This is a genomic window from Arthrobacter arabinosi (assembly GCF_054511115.1).
Window position 1 is genome coordinate 1 of the sequence record NZ_JBTNDF010000038.1, and the last position, 1,086, is coordinate 1,086.

At 51.9% G+C, this 1,086-nt stretch carries 1 rRNA gene; it reads left to right on the top strand.

What is annotated here, in order from left to right:
* Positions 1-1,086: ribosomal RNA gene (locus tag ACX80P_RS16990) — 23S ribosomal RNA — on the top strand; the annotation flags it as partial.

Below are 1,086 nucleotides of genomic sequence, written 5' to 3' on the forward strand. Positions count from 1 at the left end.
AAGGGTTACTGAATTCAGATAAACTGCGAATTCCAGACATTTATGTGCGGGAGTCAGACTGCGAGTGATAAGATCCGTAGTCGAAAGGGAAACAGCCCAGATCACCAGTTAAGGTCCCAAAATTCATGCTAAGTGGAAAAGGATGTGGAGTTGCGCAGACAACTAGGACGTTGGCTCAGAAGCAGCCATCATTCAAAGAGTGCGTAATAGCTCACTAGTCGAGTGACGCCGCGCCGAAAATTTACCGGGGCTAAGCATGATACCGAAACTGTGGATGTGCATTTATGCACGTGGTAGGAGAGCGTTCTAGCGGCGGTGAAGCATGACCGAGAGGACATGTGGAGCTTCTAGAAGTGAGAATGCCGGTATGAGTAACGAAAGACAGGTGAGAATCCTGTCCGCCGCAAGACTAAGGTTTCCTGGGGCAGGCTCGTCCGCCCAGGGTAAGTCGGGACCTAAGGCGAGGCCGAGAGGCGTAGTCGATGGACAACAGGTTGAAATTCCTGTACTGCACCGAATCGTTATGAGCGATGGAGGGACGCAGGAGGCTAGCAGCGCGTGGTGCTGGATACCACGTTCAAGCGTCAAGTCTGAGAGCGAGTCAAATGCTTGCTCTCATAAGGACAAGGCGTGATGAGGAGCGAAATTAAAGTAGCGAAGGCTGCGACGTCACACTGCCGAGAAAAGCTTCTAGCCAGAGACGGTGCACCCGTACCGCAAACCGACACAGGTAGTCGAGGAGAGTATCCTCAGGTGAGCGAGAGAACTCTCGTTAAGGAACTCGGCAAAATGGCCCCGTAACTTCGGGAGAAGGGGCGCTGGTCGCAAGATCAGCCGCAGTGAAAAGGCCCAAGCAACTGTTTATCAAAAACACAGGCATCTGCAAAATCGTAAGATGAAGTATAGGTGCTGACACCTGCCCGGTGCTGGAAGGTTAAGAGGAGAGCTTAGCGCAAGCGAAGGTTTGAATTGAAGCCCCAGTAAACGGCGGCCGTAACTATAACGGTCCTAAGGTAGCGAAATTCCTTGTCGGGTAAGTTCCGACCTGCACGAAAGGTGTAATGATTTGGGCACTGTCTCAACGAG